Genomic DNA, 17,224 nt, shown 5'->3' on the forward strand with positions numbered 1-17,224 from the left:
TGGGTGTGTGTTGGGTTGGTTTTCGATACCTCACACAATTTCAAGCCTTCTATTTCGCGGCTTTCCGGCTTGTGTGTTGGGTGTGTTGGGTTTGGCGTCGCGCACGCGCGTGGGTGACATTATTTCAATCCATGACGGCACGGTTTTTTTCTTATGCGAGGACCGTTAAACCCAACACACCCAACACACTCAACACAGATGTTTTAAAGCTATTGAATTTAAAGGATTTTAGCTGTGTTGGGTTTGTGTTGGGTATGGCGTTTTTTGTGTTGGGTTGGGTTTTGAGCGGGGGAGCGGGGCGATGATCGAAGAAATTGAAGAACTCATGCAGCATTGGGGCAGCCAGTTCAACCAGGTAGGTGATGGTGGTGGGTTGGGCAGCCCAATGGCGACGATTATGGAGTGGGGCGGCTCTGCCCCTCGCGGTACTCCGGGCTCGCGTGACTTGATGATGGCTTCCGGCGGTGGGATGGATCATGCGGCAATGGAAGTCGCGGCGGCTCTTGCACATCTGGAGAGACAGTCTGAGAAAGGCGCGTTGCTCGCCAAGTTGGCGCGCAATCGTTATCTGCCTCGTCCTGCTTGGTCGGTCCGATCTCAGTTGCCTTTGCTTGGCCTCGGTGACGATGCGGACCGTACATATAGGAATTGGGTCCATGCGCTGCATCAACAGGTGCAGGTGATCTTGACCGTGCGCAGTGCACCAGGTCGCGCACGGAATAAGCGAGTGAAGTCACCGGTCACTGATTTAACTCGGGCGTCCAACATGGCCCGCGTCAGATCCTGCTGAGTACCGTTCGTCTGGAGGGTTTACCTCAAAGCTGCGTCGAAGTGAGTCAAAGGTGCGTCGAGCGGATCAACCGAAAATCACTCCTTTTCGGTTTTTCCGGAGAGGGGTAAAAAGTCCCCACGATATGAAATTTGCGCCTTGGCGCTGACCTCGCACGTGCTGTGCAGCTTCACCCGGTTCCCCTAGACCGGTCACTAACCCCGCTTCGGCGGGGTTTTCTTTTTCTGCCCGATGGGTGTCTGCAATGGAGTATCAGCATGGGCGAGCCAGCAAGCACGGCTGCAACAGTTGTCGTGGCCGGTGGAGCCGGTGCTGCTGTAACGGGGTTGTTCACTGGAATTGATGCGCTTGCCGTGATCGGCGCGCTTGCTGGTGCCCTGGTGTTCTTCACCACCACCGAAGAGTTGCCGGTGTGGAAGCGAGTGGTGTTCCTGCTGGTCTCCTTTGTCATGGGCTATCTGTTCGCACCGAGCCTCGGTGAGTTGGAGTTGTGGGGCATTCGACCGTTCAAGCACTCCGGCCCGGCTGCGTTCGGTGCGTCGGTGCTTGTTGTCACGGTCGCACTCGCCATCATCAAGCGACGCGGTCTCGATGCCGAGCCGCAAGGGAGGCAGGATGGATAGTCACGTGATTCAGGCAGTGCTGACTCAGGCCACGTTCTGGTTGTGCGTGGCGTTGTTCGTTCGCTTGTTCACCTTCCGGCGCCGTGGCGCACGCTTTCGTCGCGATATGAGCTGCCTTGCCTGGATGGTGATGGTGGCATCCGGTGCGGTGATTGTTTACATCGGCAAGGGCCAGTTGATCATGCCGAGTAATTCGTGGCCGCTGGTGGTGCTGCTGGCGGTGTTCGTTGGGTCGGTGTGCCAGAGTTCGGGCAACCTGGCTCGTGTGTGGCGAGTCGGTTGAGTTTGTAGGTTGGAGATCGCTCCCATGATGCGGCTTGAGATGCGGGACAACATCGATCAGATCGTCAAAGAGATGCGCGGCATCAGCCGGTCCAAGGTGCCCACGGCAGCAGCCAAGGCGCTGACATTCACGGCTGAGCGCGTCCAGGCTGCCGAGAAGGCCGAACTGGTGCGGGTATTTGATCGCCCCACACGCTGGACACTTAACTCCATCTTCAAGCGCAGTGCCACGGTGACTCGGCTGTATGCCCGTGTGTGGGTCAAGGACGAAGCCAGCTCAGGTGTGCCAGCGTCCAAGTACTTGCCTGTGCACATGGAAGGTGGCAACCGCCCGCACAAGCGCTTTGAGAAGGCGCTGATTCATTACGGCCTGATGCCAGCAGACATGTATGCAGTACCAGGTCGGCGCGCTCGAATGGATGGTAACGGCAACATCAGTCGCGGCCAAATCGTGCAGATCCTTTCGGCTCTCGGTGCAGCGGAGCGGGTGTCGGGCTTCATGGCAAACCGCACGAAGCGCAGCAAACGCCGCAACCGTAATGCGCCGGACTACTTCGTGGGTCGGCCTGGCAACGGTGCCGGCCCTCGCGGTATCTGGCAGCGGGTCGGCAATGGTGCAAGACCCATCCTGATCTTCGTCAAGCGCCCGACCTATCGACGGCGCTTTGACTTCTACGGGGTTGCCAATCGCGTGGCCCAGGCAGAGTTCGAACCTCTGTTCCGGCGTGCCCTGGCTCGGGAGATGGAAAGGGGCTGACCTCCTGTCGGCTTCGTGCTTTTTCTCTCAAAAAGTGGCGATATTTCAATGAATTGGCAAGTTTTAGGCTTGACAGAGGAACATGTGCCTCGAAATCAATGGGTCCTTCTGGGCACCGGGGCCAACGGGGTAATTCGAACCCCGACTTTTTCACAGATTCAACCTGACATAGGGGGTTCCGCTTCCATGTCGGCAATAGGACAAGACCATGCAAACCCAACGTGAAGTCGCTGATCACCTGGACATGAGTGAGCGAAATGCCCGCGATGTGCTCAAGGCGTTGGACCTGGATTGGCAGACCGCAAGCCTGGATGAGATCCGGACGGCCTATATCCGCGACCTGCGTGGAAAAGCCGCTGGGCGCGGGGGCAGCCAGCTTGAACAGCTCAACAGAGCGCGGATCGATGACCTGCAGCAGAAGTCGGCCAACGGACGGTTGGCGTATCACGAAAAACTGAGATCACTGATCCCGGCAAGTGAGGCTGAGCGGGTGCTGTCCGACTGGGCCAGCTTCGCAAACCGGGAATACCTGGGCGGCCTTGAACGAATCATTCAGGAAATCGAGAACGTGCAGAAACTCACGGTAGATCGAACAGTGGTGGCCAAAGTTGCTGGACCTACAACCGAGCGAATTGCAGGCTACGCGCGAAAACTTGGCGCGGAGCTTGTCGGCAGCAGCGGGGAAATTCAACCCGCCCCGTGATATCCCGACCGCGCATTACATGAGCACAGAGTTTTACCTGCCCGCCGAGAGCGGTGTTCTGCACGGGCTTTACGACTTCCAATACACGCCTTACTTTCTCGGCGTCGCCGCCGCCCTGGACGACCCTCGGGTGAGCGAAGTTGACCTGATGAAAGCGGCGCAGATCGGCTGGACGTGGTTCCTGATCGGCTACCTGTTCAAGTTCATTCACAACCTGCCGCGTCCGATCATGATCCTGTTTGCCAAGGAAAAGGACGGCAAGAACTTCCACGACGAAAAGCTCAAGTTCGGCGTCAACGCGAATACCGAGGTGGCGAAGCTCATGCCGGTGGACGTCAGCCGCACATCGGGCAACCGCTGGGACCATAAGACTTTTCCAGGCGGGTTCCTCAAACTGGTCGCGTCCAACTCCCCGGGCAACGTCAAATCCACGTCTTCCGTGGGTTTATCGGTGGTAGAGGAACCGGACGATACCAGCGACGATGTGAAGGGGCAGGGCGATGCGATCGCCCTGCTGGAAGAGCGTGGCAAGCGTTATCCCGGCTCCAAGATGCTGGTAGGCGGGACGCCGGCGATCAAGGGCGCGAGCAAGACCGAGGCGCGCCTTGCACAGACCGATTGCCGGGTGCTGCCGGTTATCTGCCATTCCTGCGGCCAGGCGCATGTGCTGGACTTCGCTCATATCAAGTGGCTCGACATTGAGGAAGAAGCAACCCCTCATGAGATCTACGGCCGCGCAGATCCTGAGACTGCCGGCTACGGTTGCCCTCACTGCGGCGAGATCTGGGACGACTATCAGCGTAAAGAGAACATCCGCAACACGGTGTTCAACGCGGTAGAAGCTGGCGACCCATACTGCGGTTGGGTGCCGACCAAACCTTTTGCCGGGCGCGCTGGGTTCATTGAGTTGAATGAGCTGTACGCCTGCTTGCCCGGTACCAGCCTGGCCGACATCGTGCGCGAGAAGCTCAACGCCGAACACCAGGCGTCCATGGGCAACCTGTCGCTGCTGATCAAGTTCGTCAACCAGAAACAAGGCCGTGCCTACGAGTACAAATCCGATCTGCCCGAAGCCGACAAACTGGCCGAGCGCGCAGAGGACTACCCGGAGATGTACGTGCCCATGGGCGGAATCGTGGTCACCGCTGGCGTCGATGTTCAACACGATCGCCTGGCGGTGGTGATGCGGGCTTGGGGCCGGGGTGAGGAATCCTGGTTGCTTTACTGGGGCGAAATCTACGGCGAAGTGGTGCTGCCAGACCAGGGCGTCTGGTTGGATCTGGAGAAGCTGCTGTTTGCGGCGATTCCTCACGCCTGCGGCGCCAAGTTGAAAGTGTTGGCGACTTCGCTCGACACCTCCGACGGCACCATCACCCAGGACGCGGCTTATGCGTTCTGTCGTAAGCACCAACGTAGTGGTGTGATGGCGATCAAAGGCGCGAGCGAGCGTGGCAACACCCGCGACGACGAGCGCCGGGAGATCTTCAGCGCGCCTCGGCAGGGCGTCGATACCGACAAAGAGCAGAAGGCATCCAAGTATGGCCTTCGCCCCTACATCGTCGGCACGTCGCGGGCCAAGGACTTGTGGATTGAGGGCCGGTTGCCGATGACTGGGGATGGCCCTGGTCGGATGCACTTTTACAAGACGGTGCGCCCGGACTACTTCCGGCAAATCACCGCCGAAGTGAAGGCCCCCAGCCGTCGACACCACTATCGCAAGGTGTGGCAGAAGAAGGCCGGCGAGCCGAACGAAGGCACGGACTGTGAAACCTACGCTCTGCACGCAGCCCGATCCTTGAAAACACATTTGCTTCAGGAACAGGACTGGGCGGCGCTCGATGCCCAGATCCGCCAGGGTGGTCTGTTTGATCAGCCAGAACCGGTTAGGCCTGAGGCTGAGCCCAACCCCGAAACCGAGGGGGCGACCCCGGAACCACCGCCACCCGTTGAACCCCCCGATCTCCCGCCTGCTGGCGGGAGAGTTGTTTCTGGGCGCCGCAGTGCAATGCGCGTGCTCTCCCAACGCAGGAATTAATCATGGCTATCACCCTGGAACAAGCGCAGGGCCAGCTCCAAGCCTGGCTCGATGCGAGCATGAAGGTCAGCCAGAAGCAAAGCTACCGGATCGGCACCCGCCAGCTGGAGTACGCTGACCTTGCCGAGATCACCAAAACGATCGACTACTGGCAGAAGCAAGTTGATGGCCTGGAAAGCGGCCGGCCACGGGGGATTGTCCTGCGTGGGATCACGCCGCGATGAGCCGGGCGCCGAAAGCCTCACAACCAACGCTGCTCGACAAGGCCATCACCTGGTTGAGCCCTGAACGCGGCGCCAAGCGCATGCATGCCCGGCTCACCATGACCGCGCTGGGCGGTTACAGCGGCGCGTCGAAGGCCAAGCGCTCGTTGAGTGCCTGGAACCCCGCCGCCGGCAGTGCAGCGGCTGACTTGCTGCCCGACTTGCCCACGCTTCGCGAGCGTTGCCGTGACCTTGAGCGCAACAACCCCATCGGCGGCGGTGCGATCAACACGGTGACCACTAAAACGGTCGGTACCGGCTTGGCGCTCAAGTCCGTGGTGAACCGCCAGATCCTTGGCTGGGATGAAGATCAGGCCAGGGAGTGGCAGCGCAAGACTGAATCGCTCTTCAAGTCCTGGGCGGAAACTACCTGCTGCGACATCACCCGCGAGCAAAACTTCTATGGTTTGCAGGATCTGACGTGGCGTTCGGTTCTGAGCAGCGGTGATGTGTTTCCGCTGTTGACCCACAAGGAGCGCCCTGGCCATCACTACTCGGCGTGTATCCAGCTCATTGAAGCCGACCGGATTTGCAACCCGTCGGGCAGGGCTGATACGGAAACCCTCACCGCCGGTATCGAACGTGATGCCGACGGCGCGCCGATCAAGGCTCACATCCTGCGCAGCCACCCTGGTGCGCTGGGCGTTAAAGAACGGGTATGGGATGAACGCCCGTTCTTCAACGAGCGTGGGGGGCGGGTGTTGTTGCATGTGTACCGCCGCCGCCGGGTAGGCCAGCCGCGTGGCGTGCCGTACCTGGCGCCGGTGATCGAAAAGCTCAAACAGTTAGACCGCTACACCGATGCCGAGCTGGAAGCAGCGGTGGTATCGGCGTTCTTCGCTGTGTTTATCAAGCCGGGGACTGGCGGCAGTCTGAGCCCGTTGGCATCTGCTGCCACCGGCAACACGCCCGTCGGCGGTGATCGGCCTGCTGGACGGGAGCAGGGTGGCTGGGACGGTTCACTTAGTGGCGGCATTGTCGCCGAGCTGGACGACGGTGCGTCCATCGACACTGCGGCCCCAGGCCGGCCAAACATGGCGTTTGACCCGTTCGTGCTAGCGATGCTGCGCCAGATCGGCATGGCCCTGGAATTGCCCTATGAGGTGCTGATCAAGCACTTCACTGCCAGCTATACCGCCGCGCGTGCAGCCGTCATGGAAGCGTGGCAGTTCGTTCGCGGTTGCCGCGACTTCCTGGGCTCACACTTCTGCCAGCCGGTGTACGAGCATTGGCTTGAAGAGGCCATTGCGCAGGGTGATATCGAAGCCCCTGGGTTTTTCGATCACCCACTACTCCGTTATGCCTACTGCGGTTCGCTGTGGGTGGGTGATGGTCCTGGCACCGTAGACCCTTTGAAGGATATCAACGCCGCCGAGAAGCGGATCGATATCGGCGTCAGCACTCTGGCGAAGGAATCCATGCTCTACGACGGCAGCGACTGGGAGGAAAACCACGAACAGCGCGCCCTGGAAGTGAAGCGCCGGCGCGATGACGGGCTTTCAGCTTCACCGACGGCGCGCCCGGACAATGAGCCGCCGGCCAATCCCGACTTACCTGAACGGACCTAACTATGAGCGACAACCCAACCGATGCACCCGTGCACCGGGTGACGGCGTTCGACTTGGTGTCACGCGAGCCCTGGGCCATTACCCCGGACATGCTGCAAACCATCACCGCCATTGCCCGTCGGGAGCATGAAGGCCCAGAAGCGCTGGAAGCCAGGCAGGGCAAGCCCCTACAAAACAGTCGGGCGGTGACTCAACGTGGCAACGTTGCCTTGTTGCCAGTCACTGGCCCGGTGTTTCGCTATGCCAACTTGTTTACGGCGTTGTCCGGTGCAACCTCACTGGATGTTCTGGCGAAAGAGTTCACCGCCGCCGTCGATGATCCGCGAACAGACACCATCATCCTGGTGATGGATACCCCGGGCGGCATTGCCAGTGGTATCGCTGAGTTCGCTCAGATGATCCGTGCTTCTCCCAAGCAAGTGGTGGCCTACGTATCCGGCAACGCAGCCAGCGCAGGCTATTGGATGGCGGCAGCGGCACATGAAATTGTCATGAGCCGCACCGGCGCCGTTGGCTCCATTGGCACGGTGTTGACGGTGCGTAAAGGCGAAGACGACGGCAGTTTCGAGATCGTCAGCAGCCAGAGCCCGAAAAAGCGGCCTGACTTCGGTACCGAATCTGGCCGCGCTGTAGCACAGGCGCACGTTGACCGACTGACCGACATCTTTGTCGAGGACGTTGCCAACTATCGCGGCCTAAGTGTTGAAACCGTCCTGGCGGACTTCGGCCAGGGCGACATGCGGATTGGCTCGGACGCCGTTGCGTTGGGCATGGCCGACCGTGAATCCACCCTTGAAAACCTTATCGCCGAATTCAACGGCAGTCCCTCTGGAGATCGATCCATGTCCACTACCGCCAGCAGCACCACACCCGCACCGACGCCAGAAAAGCCAGCTGTTACCCGTGAATACCTCGCCGCGAACCATGCTGAGTTGCTTGCCAGCCTGGAACATGACGCCCACGCAGCTGGCGCTCGCGCCGAGTGCGATCGCATCAAGGCAGTCGAGGCGGCGGCTTTGCCCGGGCATGAAGAGCTGATCGCCAGCCTCAAGTTCGATGGCAAAACCAGCGGCGCCGAGGCGGCTGCACAGGTGATTGGTGCCGAAAAGTCCAAGCGCGCCACTGCTCTTGCCGACATTCGCAGCCAGGCCCCTGCGCCGGTACCCAACGCACTCACGCCACCGGCTGCACCAGCTGCCGCCGAAGAGGATCCAGAGGCGCCCCTGGAAGATCGCGCCAAAGCGACCTGGGACGGCGATAAGGAACTGCGCGCCGAGTTTGGCACCTTCGAGGCCTACCACGGTTATAGCAAGGCCACCGACCGTGGTTTGGTCAAGGTTCTGAAAAAGTAAGCACCTGGTAAGTCCCTCAAACCCTGGCTCTGGAGAATCCCATGCCTCTTACACTCGATACCCCCCGCGCCTACGAGATCGGCACCATCAACGACTTGTCCGTTGCCGCCGGTGTGCAGATTTTCGAAGGGGCGGCCGTTGGCATCATCGCTGCCAGTGGGCTGGCGCGCCCTTTGGCGGCGGGTGACCTGTTTGTCGGTTTCGCTGATCGCGGCGTCGACAACCGCACCGGCGCCGCTGCGGCCGCGCGCGTCCGTCTTCGCGAAGAAGGCAAGATTGAACTGCCCGTAGCTGCCCTGGCGGTTGCCGATATCGGCAAGCAGGTCTACGCCAGCGACAGCGGCGCATTCCTGCTGACCGCGGCCGGGAATAGCCTGGTCGGCCATGTTCACCGTTTTGTCCGCTCTGGCGTCGGCATCGTCAAGTTCGCCGCCCAGCCAGTGCCCGTCGCGCCTTAACGCAACACCCAAACCTTTCCTTTTTTGACCGTATCCTTCTTCAGGAGAATCACCCATGGGTGCTGAAGTACTTTCCAGCCGTGCCGTCATCGGCATGTTTTACGAAATGCTCGAACAGAATGTGGGGTCGAACTGGATCGACGCCGTGTCCAACCTGTTCGATTCTGACCAGGCGAAAGAAACCTACCCGTGGATTGGCATGGTGCCAACGCTGCGTGAGTGGATCGGTGGCCGTCATGCAAAGGGCTTCATCGGCGCTGAACTCGAAATCGAAAACCTGCACTTCGAAGCAACCATTGAGGTTCTGGTCAAAGAGCTGCGCCGCGACAAGACCGGGCAACTGCGCATCCGCCTTGGCGAGCTGGCCGACCGCACGAATGCACACTGGGCCAGGCTGCTTTCGGTACTGTTGCTCAATGGCGAAACCCAGGTCTGCTACGACGGCCAGTATTTCTTCGACGTTGACCACGAAGAAGGCCAGAGCGGGGTGCAGTCGAACAAAATCACCACCAAACTTTCCGAGCTGGCGGCGGCTGTTCATGGCACACCAACCCGACCGAGTGTCGAGGAATTCCAACAGGCAGTTGCCCGGTCTGTGACCCAGCTCACCAGCCTCAAGGATGATCAGGGCGAACCTATCAACGAACTGGCTCGCGAGTTCCTGGTGATGGTGCCGTTCAACCTGTTGAGCGTTGCTCAGTCTGCGCTGAGCGTTCCGCGCGGCACCAACATCAACGAGATTGTCATGCCTGACAACGTGGTGGTCCGCGTGGTCGGTAACGTGCGCCTCAATGCCTGGCAGGACAAGTTCGTGACCCTGCGTACCGATGGTCGTTTGAAAGCGTTCATCCGTCAGCAGGAAACCGACGTCGCAATGAAGGCGAAGGCGGAAGGCTCGGAATACGAGTTTGACAACGACGCGCATCAGTATGGTGTCGACACCTGGCGCAACGTCGGTTTTGGCCGCTGGCAGTACGCCGTCCTTAACCAGTTGGTGGCATAGGCCGGTCGGCCCGCCACCTCACCGAGGACACTGATATGCCGAAATACCGCGTGACAGAGACCATCACCCTTTACGGTGGTGAGTTGATCCTGACAGACGCCCAGGCCAGCGCCCGAAAGCACTGCCTTGAGCCGGTCGAAAAGAAAAAGGGGCGCTACACCATTCTGGAGCCCGTCCAGTTCAAAGTCGGGGAGGTGATCGTGATCCCCGGTGAGCCGGACAAGGCGCTGGATCAGCGGCTCGTGAAGGTGGACAAAGCTGGAGGGACCGGCGATGCCGAATAAAACATATACCGTCCTGTCAGGTTCGTTCCGCCGGCCAGACAACAGCCTGGTCGGCCAAGGTGGCTTAGTAGAGCTGCCGGACGACGTGGCAGATCGCTTTCGTCACCAGTTGGAAGTCGTGGTGTCCGGGCCATCGCCGGCACCGGTGGGTGAAGGTGGACGCAAGCAAAAGGTGAGCCCCGATGCTTGACGAAGACCTCAGGGGTTTCCTTGAGGACTTTGACGTTGGCGGAGTCGTCGATGGTGAGCCGTTTCTGGCGGCACGCGACATGCCAGATGAGATCCATGGCATGGGCGGCACCAATAGCCAGTCCACCGGCTACGAGATCCTTGTCATTACCTCCGACGCTGAACGCCTCGGTATCAGAAATCCCAAGCTGATCACCGTAGGTGGCGTGGCCTTTCGGGTCCGTGACTGCCGGATGATCGATGACGGCGCCTTCAGCCTGGCCTCACTCACCAAGGTTTAATCCATGCCTTCGATCCAAGAACGCATCGTCGCAAAGGCGCAGGCGCTGATCCTGGCTGCCGATACGCCGGCGGCTGATCGCGTGTTTCGCAGCCGTACCGAGGCGATCACACGCGACATGACTCCGGCGCTAGTGCTGCGGCCCAGCCTTGAAACTACTGAGCGGGAAAGCTTTTCCGTGGACCGCAACCAGTTCGAACTGACGGTAGAAATTATCGCTCGGGAAGACACTGTTACAGGGGCCGCCTGGGACCAGGTGGCTGACCTGGTGAAGGTAGCCGTACATGCGGTGCTGGCAACAGAGGATGCTTTTCCGGAGGCGGACCGGGTCCAGCGGTTTTACATCGACTGGATCGAGGACGAAGGGGACAACACCGCCGGCAACTGCCTGGTCCGCTATCGCTTCACCTACTTGTGCAACACCGGAGACTTGACCACCGGCCCCACCTTTTACTGAGGAATAAATTATGCAAATTGCATTCGGCAGTGGGTTGTTTTACGCCACCCCGCTGATGGACGCCTATGGCAACGCCCTAGCGTCACCCACCCCGATCCTACTGGGCATCATGCAGGAAGCATCGGTTGATCTGTCGTACGACTCCAAGGAGCTGTTCGGTAGCGAGCAATTCGCCGTGGATGCGGCGCGCGGTCAAGGCAAGCTATCGGGCAAGGCCAAGGCGGCGCAGATCAGCCTGTCGCAAATGAATGCCCTGGTGTTCGGGCAAACCCTCCAGCCCGGCCAGGTGCTTGTGCACCACGCAACCACTCCCCAGGATATTCCTGCCGGTGGCAAGATCATCGTCACCCCGCCAGGTGCTGGCCTCTTGGCCGGTGACTTGGGTGTTCGCGGCGGCGGTGCAGCCCCGTTCACCCGTGTACTGGCAGCGCCGGCCAAGGGGGAATACACCTATGACTCAGGTACCGGTGAATACGCTTTCGCCGCTGCGGACGAAGGCGTGCCGGTATTTATCGATTACCGCTACTCGGTCGCCACCGGCAAGAGCCTTTCCGTGCGCAACTTGCCGATGGGCGATATGCCGGTGTTCCAGGGTGAGCTGTATCTGAAATACAAAGGCAAGTCGATTTACGTCCGCGTGCCCAACTTCGTCAGCAACAAGTTGAGTCTTTCGACCAAGCAGGACGATTACACCATTCCTGACTTTGAATTCACGGGCTACGCGGATGAGTTCGGCGAAGTCGCTTACTGGAGTTCCAGCGAATGACCGTTAACATCCCTGGTGTGGGCTTTCCGTTCCCCGGCAAGACGCTGGTTATTCCCCCGCTGGCGTTGGGTGATCTGGAGCAGTTGCTGGACCGGATCAACCTGGTCATGGCCGGCAACATGGACAAGGACAGTATCTCCACCGTAATTGATGCCACCCACGCCGCCCTCCGTCGAAATTATCCTGATATGGATCGTCAGGAAGTAGCAGACCTGCTTGACCTGCGCAATTTCCGCGCTGCACTCGAAGCCGTAATGGGGGCGTCAGGGTTGGAAGTGTCGGAGCCGGCGCCGGGGGAAGGCCGGGCCCCTTCGACTGGGGCCAGCTCTACGCTCACCTGATCGCCAGTACCGGACAAAGCCCGGTCACGCTGCGCCGTGACTGGGACATGGTGATGGTCGGCCATATGACTGACTATTGGCGACGCCATCCGCCGGTCCATGTGCTGGTGGCTGGGTACATGGGCTACAAACCGGCAGAAAGTGTTACGGATGCGTCTGATCTGGCAAGCAACTTGGCGGCAATGGCGGAGGACATGCGCGCAGAGTTGCCTGAACACCTGCGCGGTGCGCTGGATGCGTTCGTTACGCCGGGATGACGCCGGTTTATTCCTGCTCTCGTCACTACCGAACTCCGCTCTGGCGGAGTTTTTTTCGTCTGCTATGTGAGGTTACGGCATGGATAGGAGTATCGCGTATCAGTTCACCGCCGGCACCCAAGGCTTTGACCGCGCAATCGAAAGTATTGAGCGGAATATGCGTGACGCTCGAACGACTTTTAGTCGGGAGCTGCGTGCGATTAATACCGAGATGGTGGGCAGCCAAACGCAATTGAGCCGTTTTGGTCCGGCGGTCAATGATGCATTGGGCGGTGTCAGCACCATCATGCGCTCTGGGCTCTCCAGTGTTGCTGCCGGCCTGATCGGTGTTTTTGCGCTTGGTGCTTTCAAGGTCAAGCAGTTGGTTGTTGACAGCAAGGATGCGGCAATTCAGCAGCAGGCGGCTTATCGGGGCTTGGAGGCGGTCGCCAATCACGCAGGTGTCGGTATTGGCCGTGCCATGGATGAGGCGAACAAACTTGCTGCTGACGGCCTGATCAGTGTCGGAGATTCGGCCAAAGCGCTTCAAAACCTGTTGAGCCGGGGCTACAACGTCGACCAGGCAGTGAGCGTCATCACTCGCTTGAAAGATGCCGCTGCCTTTAACCGGCAGGCGAACCTTAGTCTTTCGGAAGCTGTAGTGTCGGCTACCGAAGGTTTGAAGAATGAAAACTCGGTGTTGGTCGACAACGCTGGTGTCACTAAAAACGTTGCCAAAATGTGGGAAGAATATGCCAAGAGTATTGGCACTACCCGCGACAAGTTGACCGACTCACAAAAGATCACTGCTGAATACAACGGGGTGATGAAAGAAACTGAGGCCCAGGTCGGCAACGCCGCGAAAGCTGCTGACGGCTTGACTGGTAGCCAGGCTGAGCTTGATTCAAAAAGCAACGAGCTGCAAGTCACTATTGGCACGATCCTGGAGCCTGTTTTTGTCAGCCTAAACAAGCGACTTGCTGAGACGGCCAGTTGGTTCAATAGTCTGTTGAAAGGAATGACGGGCGTTGGGGCAACAGTCGACGAAGTGGCAGCGAACGTTGCTCGCTATGAAGCAATCCTCAAGGACTTCAAGCCTGGGCCTCGGGGCAATGGCAGTAAGGCGCCTCTCGAAGCGGCATTGGTGGAGGAGCGTCTGCTGCTGGAGAACATGCAACTTGTCTCCAACAAGGTAGACGAGGTTGACGCTGGTATGCGTTCCCGTGTTGCACGCATTGAAGAGCAGCGCCGAAAGGTGGCTGACATGGCGGCAACGGGCGACACAGCGATGACTAAGGCCCCACAGCAAGGCAGGACGGCACCAACAGCCTACGGTATCGAGGTTGCCCGCCTGACGAAGCTTGAGGCCGGTTATGCCGCAGCGATTGAGCACCGGGAAAAAGTGAAGGCGTCAACAACGCCTCCTACGAAAAAGACTGAAGATCCCATCGCGCCCTCGGGTAAGGCAACATCGCGGGTTAGCCAGTGGTCTGAGGCGCTGGATGCGCAGAAAGTTGCACACGCTCAACAGCAGACAGAACAGGGCACTTTTCTCCAATTTTCTCAGCAACAGGAAGCAGAGTACTGGCAAGGAATTCTCAAGCGTACTGACCTGACAGCCAAGGAACGCTTGAGCGTGCAGCGCAATTACCTGGCCTCTTTGAACTCACTACGACGCGAGGACGAAGGTAAGGCGTTTGCCGACTTGCAGGCTCAGGCCCAGCAATACCGCAACAATATGGATGCGCGTTTGAATATCGCGCAGCAGGTGCTGGAGCGGAGCCGGCAACTTTATGGTCAGGACAGCCAGGAGTATCGCAAGGCGGCTGCGGAAGTGGTCGCTGTCGAGAGGGAAAAGCAGCAGCAAATCACCAACATGAAGCAACAGGAGTATGCCGCTGACAAGCAGGCACGGCTTACCGATGTTGCCCATGCGGAGCAGATGGCTCAGTTGGATCTGCAGGCCAACTTGATTACCCAGGCGCAGTTGCTGCAGGCCCAGGCTGAGTTTGAAAAGCAACGGTATGCAATTGAGGCCGAATCGCTTGCGCAGCGAAAGGTTTTGCTAGAACAGGATCCTGATCGGAACCCGGTAGCTCTCCAGCAAGTCCAGCAGCAAATTCTCGCTCTTGAACAGACACATCGCAACAGCATGGCTGTAATCGGCCGGCAGCAAACCATGGAGTCTCAGAGCAACTGGACTGGAATGGTAGGGAGCCTGCAGGCCAGTTGGTCCAGCGGGTTGAACGGAATCCTTACCGGCACGATGGGAACCCAGGGGCTGTTGAAAGGGATCTTTGGAAGTATAGGCACCGCGTTTATCGAAAACATGGTCACCAAGCCATTGATGGCGTGGATCTTTGGCGAGACGGCGAAAACCGGTGCGACCGTCACGGGTGTCGGTGTGCGGACTGCTGCAGAAGCAGGCGGCGCGGCTATGTCGGTCGCGATCTGGGGCGCGGCGACCATCTCCAACATCATCGCCAGCGCATGGCAGGCGATGGCCGGTGCATTCGCCGCTATGTCAGCTATTCCGTTTATCGGACCCGTACTGGGGGTTGCGGCGGCGGTTGCGGCCGGTGCGTTTGTTTTCGGCTTGGTCAAGAACGTGGCGTCAGCTGAGGGCGGTTACGACATCCCCGCAGGTGTGAACCCCATGACCCAACTTCACGAACAGGAGATGGTGCTGCCAAAGCAGTACGCGAACGTCATTCGTCAGGCAGCGAGCGGCGAAGGGCAACTGGGTGGCGGCGGCGGTGGTTATCACTATCACGACAACAGCGGACGCCTTACCCCGGCTGACATTCGGCGTAATGCGCGGGTGTTTGCAGAGGAAGTGCAGAAGTTGCGGCGTGATGGTGCCATTAAGGCATAAGGGGCGAATCATGATTATAGGGCCGTTTTTTCCAGCGAGATGGATTGCTGGTTTACCAGATCGAGGGGTAATGGCCGAAGACGTTTTGCCCCATATGCCGGGGCAAACACTGCTCGCCAAGAAGGCACCGGAATGGAGTACCGGCGTTCAGAAATCGGTAAGTGGGCGACGTCGAACCACGGCCTATTACGCTGCGCCTGTCTGGTCGTTCCAGATCAATTACAACGCTGTTCGTAAGCGTCCGGGGCTGGACGAGTGGACGCGGCTGTTGCAGTTTTTCAACGCACGCAAGGGACAGTTCGGTGAGTTCTTATATTTTGACCGTACCGATCACCAGGTATCGAAGCATCGTTTCGGGTTCGGTGACGGGGCCATCCGGGTATTTCAACTTTCCAGAGCCATTGGGGACTGGGTAGAGCCGGTTTACGGCGTAGTCAACATTGAACTGCTGACAGTAAATGGAGTTCCCTCGAGCGCGTACACCGTGGATGAGTTGGGCCAAATCACATTTGCCCAGCCTCCCGCTGGTGGGGCTGTGTTGGAGTGGACAGGGGCCTTTTTCTTCCGTTGTGCCTACGAATCTGACTCGCTGAATAGCGCGCAGCCATTCGGGAGAATCTGGGAAATCAAAAACGTCTCTTTTACGAGTATCAAGCCATGATCGAGGCTACTCCCAAACTAAAGCAATTTTTGTCCTCGGCACGCAGCTTTGTTATGGCCGATCTCTACACCATCGCCTTGGCAAGCGGTCAGGTTCTTCGTTACACCGATGCGGGTATTCAACTCTATGTTGAAGGGGTGAACTACTCGGCGTCCGGTCCGTTAATCAAGCGTACGGGTGTCCGGATGGTACGAGGCATAGAGGTCGACACACTGAGTGTCACGTTCTATGCCGGCGTTCAAGACACTCTCCTGGGGGAGCCCGTGCTGGCCTTTATAGCTGGTGGTGGGTTCGACGGAGCATCACTAACTCTCGCCCGGGCCTTCATGTCGGACTGGGGCGCTCCGGTGGTTGGGACTGTAATGCGTTTTATTGGTCGTGTTGCCGAAGTAGATCCTGCTAATAGAGAGCAGGCGACTGTTTCGGTCAAGTCGCCAATGGAGCTACTCGACACAAAAGTACCTAAGGGAGTTTTCCAGCCAGGGTGTCTACGTACCGTATATAGCGCTGACTGTGGCGTGAATCGGGCTTTGTTTGAAACAGCAGGGCATGTGCTATCGGTGTCGGCGGGCCTGAATATACAAACCGATGTCGCTGCAGAGCAGGGCTGGTTTGATCAGGGTGTAATTCGATTTGTAAATGGTGGTAACGCCGGCGTATCACGTACGGTTCGTCGCCAGTCGGGTAGCGGTGTTATTAGTTTGATACTCGGCTTGCCCGCAGTGCCTCAGCCCGGCGATCAGTTCCTTGTTTACCCAGGATGCCCGCGCACGCTGGACGCCTGCACTAATAAGTTCGGTAACCGGGGTCGATATCGCGGGATGCCGTTCATTCCTGTCGCGGAGACGTCTGTATGACCGGGGTGGAATTGCTGCAGCGTGATGCAGTGTTGGCGGAGGCTCGGCGGTGGTTAAAGACTCCATATGCTCACCGGCAACATTTGGTGGGTGTTGGGGTGGATTGTGCCTGGTTATTGATCGAGGTTTTCCACTCGGCTGGGCTTATGCCTTGGATCGACCCGGGCGCTTATGCCCAGGATTGGCACCTACATCGCAGTCGCGAACTGTATCTGGGCTGGTTGGATGAGTACGGTCATGAAATAGAAACGCCTCAGCCTGGGGACGTCGCGATTTGGAAGTTTGGGCGCACTTACAGCCATGGGGCGGTTGTTGTCGACGAGCACCGGGTTATTCATTCGTATCGCGATGTAGGCGTAGAAGTCGCCGATATGCGCGAAGAGCGCCTAGCCAGCAGGCCGGTGCGGTATTACACGCTTAATCGATATGGGGGTGGATAATGGG

22 protein-coding genes are annotated in these 17,224 nt (G+C 58.9%); all 22 read left to right on the top strand.

Annotation, left to right across the window (positions count from 1 at the left end; genetic code table 11):
• Positions 1-301: 301 nt before the first annotated feature.
• The 22 genes from BLU48_RS09680 (at position 302) to BLU48_RS09785 (ending at position 17,220) form a co-directional block, all read left to right on the top strand.
• Positions 302-790, top strand: coding sequence for a hypothetical protein (locus BLU48_RS09680; RefSeq protein ID WP_057023996.1), 489 nt, complete (start codon positions 302-304; stop codon positions 788-790).
• A gap of 257 nt (positions 791-1,047) precedes the next feature.
• Positions 1,048-1,413: a putative holin gene (locus BLU48_RS09685; RefSeq protein WP_057023995.1), complete on the top strand. Its 366-nt coding sequence runs from the start codon at positions 1,048-1,050 to the stop codon at positions 1,411-1,413.
• Entirely contained in the window at positions 1,406-1,696 is a 291-nt protein-coding gene (locus BLU48_RS09690; protein WP_057023994.1) for a phage holin family protein, read from the top strand. Before BLU48_RS09685 ends, BLU48_RS09690 begins: the two co-directional genes overlap by 8 nt.
• 24 nt (positions 1,697-1,720) lie before the next feature.
• Positions 1,721-2,452, top strand: coding sequence for a hypothetical protein (locus tag BLU48_RS09695; protein ID WP_057023993.1), 732 nt, complete (start codon positions 1,721-1,723; stop codon positions 2,450-2,452).
• A 208-nt stretch (positions 2,453-2,660) separates the two neighbouring features.
• A complete protein-coding gene (locus BLU48_RS09700; protein ID WP_032892956.1) occupies positions 2,661-3,155 on the top strand; it encodes a hypothetical protein in 495 nt (164 codons plus the stop codon).
• Positions 3,156-3,174: 19 nt separating this feature from the next.
• Positions 3,175-5,190: a phage terminase large subunit family protein gene (locus tag BLU48_RS09705; RefSeq protein ID WP_057023992.1), complete on the top strand. Its 2,016-nt coding sequence runs from the start codon at positions 3,175-3,177 to the stop codon at positions 5,188-5,190.
• A 2-nt stretch (positions 5,191-5,192) separates the two neighbouring features.
• Positions 5,193-5,414, top strand: coding sequence for a DUF6148 family protein (locus BLU48_RS09710; protein ID WP_032892955.1), 222 nt, complete (start codon positions 5,193-5,195; stop codon positions 5,412-5,414).
• Positions 5,411-7,021, top strand: coding sequence for a phage portal protein (locus BLU48_RS09715; protein ID WP_057023991.1), 1,611 nt, complete (start codon positions 5,411-5,413; stop codon positions 7,019-7,021). The genes BLU48_RS09710 and BLU48_RS09715 overlap by 4 nt, the downstream gene beginning before the upstream one ends.
• Before the next feature lie 2 nt (positions 7,022-7,023).
• Complete coding sequence (locus tag BLU48_RS09720) at positions 7,024-8,373, top strand: S49 family peptidase (RefSeq protein ID WP_057023990.1); 1,350 nt, start codon at positions 7,024-7,026, stop codon at positions 8,371-8,373.
• Positions 8,374-8,414: 41 nt separating this feature from the next.
• A complete protein-coding gene (locus BLU48_RS09725) occupies positions 8,415-8,831 on the top strand; it encodes a hypothetical protein (RefSeq protein WP_057023989.1) in 417 nt (138 codons plus the stop codon).
• Positions 8,832-8,886: 55 nt separating this feature from the next.
• Positions 8,887-9,834, top strand: coding sequence for a Mu-like prophage major head subunit gpT family protein (locus BLU48_RS09730; RefSeq protein WP_034127785.1), 948 nt, complete (start codon positions 8,887-8,889; stop codon positions 9,832-9,834).
• Between the two features lie 35 nt (positions 9,835-9,869).
• Entirely contained in the window at positions 9,870-10,118 is a 249-nt protein-coding gene (locus tag BLU48_RS09735; protein WP_057023988.1) for a hypothetical protein, read from the top strand.
• Positions 10,108-10,308, top strand: coding sequence for a hypothetical protein (locus BLU48_RS09740; RefSeq protein ID WP_034127783.1), 201 nt, complete (start codon positions 10,108-10,110; stop codon positions 10,306-10,308). The genes BLU48_RS09735 and BLU48_RS09740 overlap by 11 nt, the downstream gene beginning before the upstream one ends.
• Positions 10,301-10,588, top strand: coding sequence for a hypothetical protein (locus tag BLU48_RS09745; RefSeq protein ID WP_057023987.1), 288 nt, complete (start codon positions 10,301-10,303; stop codon positions 10,586-10,588). Before BLU48_RS09740 ends, BLU48_RS09745 begins: the two co-directional genes overlap by 8 nt.
• A gap of 3 nt (positions 10,589-10,591) precedes the next feature.
• A complete protein-coding gene (locus tag BLU48_RS09750; protein ID WP_034127781.1) occupies positions 10,592-11,044 on the top strand; it encodes a hypothetical protein in 453 nt (150 codons plus the stop codon).
• 10 nt (positions 11,045-11,054) lie between these two features.
• On the top strand, positions 11,055-11,810 hold the full coding sequence (locus tag BLU48_RS09755; protein ID WP_052199978.1) for a major tail protein: 756 nt from the start codon (positions 11,055-11,057) through the stop codon (positions 11,808-11,810).
• Positions 11,807-12,151: a hypothetical protein gene (locus BLU48_RS09760; protein WP_174655175.1), complete on the top strand. Its 345-nt coding sequence runs from the start codon at positions 11,807-11,809 to the stop codon at positions 12,149-12,151. The genes BLU48_RS09755 and BLU48_RS09760 overlap by 4 nt, the downstream gene beginning before the upstream one ends.
• A gap of 65 nt (positions 12,152-12,216) precedes the next feature.
• A complete protein-coding gene (locus tag BLU48_RS09765) occupies positions 12,217-12,408 on the top strand; it encodes a hypothetical protein (RefSeq protein ID WP_124356137.1) in 192 nt (63 codons plus the stop codon).
• Between the two features lie 79 nt (positions 12,409-12,487).
• Complete coding sequence (locus BLU48_RS09770; protein ID WP_057023985.1) at positions 12,488-15,262, top strand: hypothetical protein; 2,775 nt, start codon at positions 12,488-12,490, stop codon at positions 15,260-15,262.
• A gap of 70 nt (positions 15,263-15,332) precedes the next feature.
• Positions 15,333-15,923, top strand: coding sequence for a DUF2460 domain-containing protein (locus BLU48_RS09775; protein WP_057023984.1), 591 nt, complete (start codon positions 15,333-15,335; stop codon positions 15,921-15,923).
• On the top strand, positions 15,920-16,780 hold the full coding sequence (locus BLU48_RS09780) for a DUF2163 domain-containing protein (RefSeq protein ID WP_057023983.1): 861 nt from the start codon (positions 15,920-15,922) through the stop codon (positions 16,778-16,780). The genes BLU48_RS09775 and BLU48_RS09780 overlap by 4 nt, the downstream gene beginning before the upstream one ends.
• Positions 16,777-17,220 (top strand): CHAP domain-containing protein, encoded by a 444-nt coding sequence (locus BLU48_RS09785; RefSeq protein WP_057023982.1) that lies wholly within the window; start codon positions 16,777-16,779, stop codon positions 17,218-17,220. Before BLU48_RS09780 ends, BLU48_RS09785 begins: the two co-directional genes overlap by 4 nt.
• The last annotated feature ends 4 nt before the right edge of the window (positions 17,221-17,224 follow it).

Source organism: Pseudomonas synxantha, from assembly GCF_900105675.1.
GTDB classification, from domain to species: domain Bacteria; phylum Pseudomonadota; class Gammaproteobacteria; order Pseudomonadales; family Pseudomonadaceae; genus Aquipseudomonas; species Aquipseudomonas synxantha.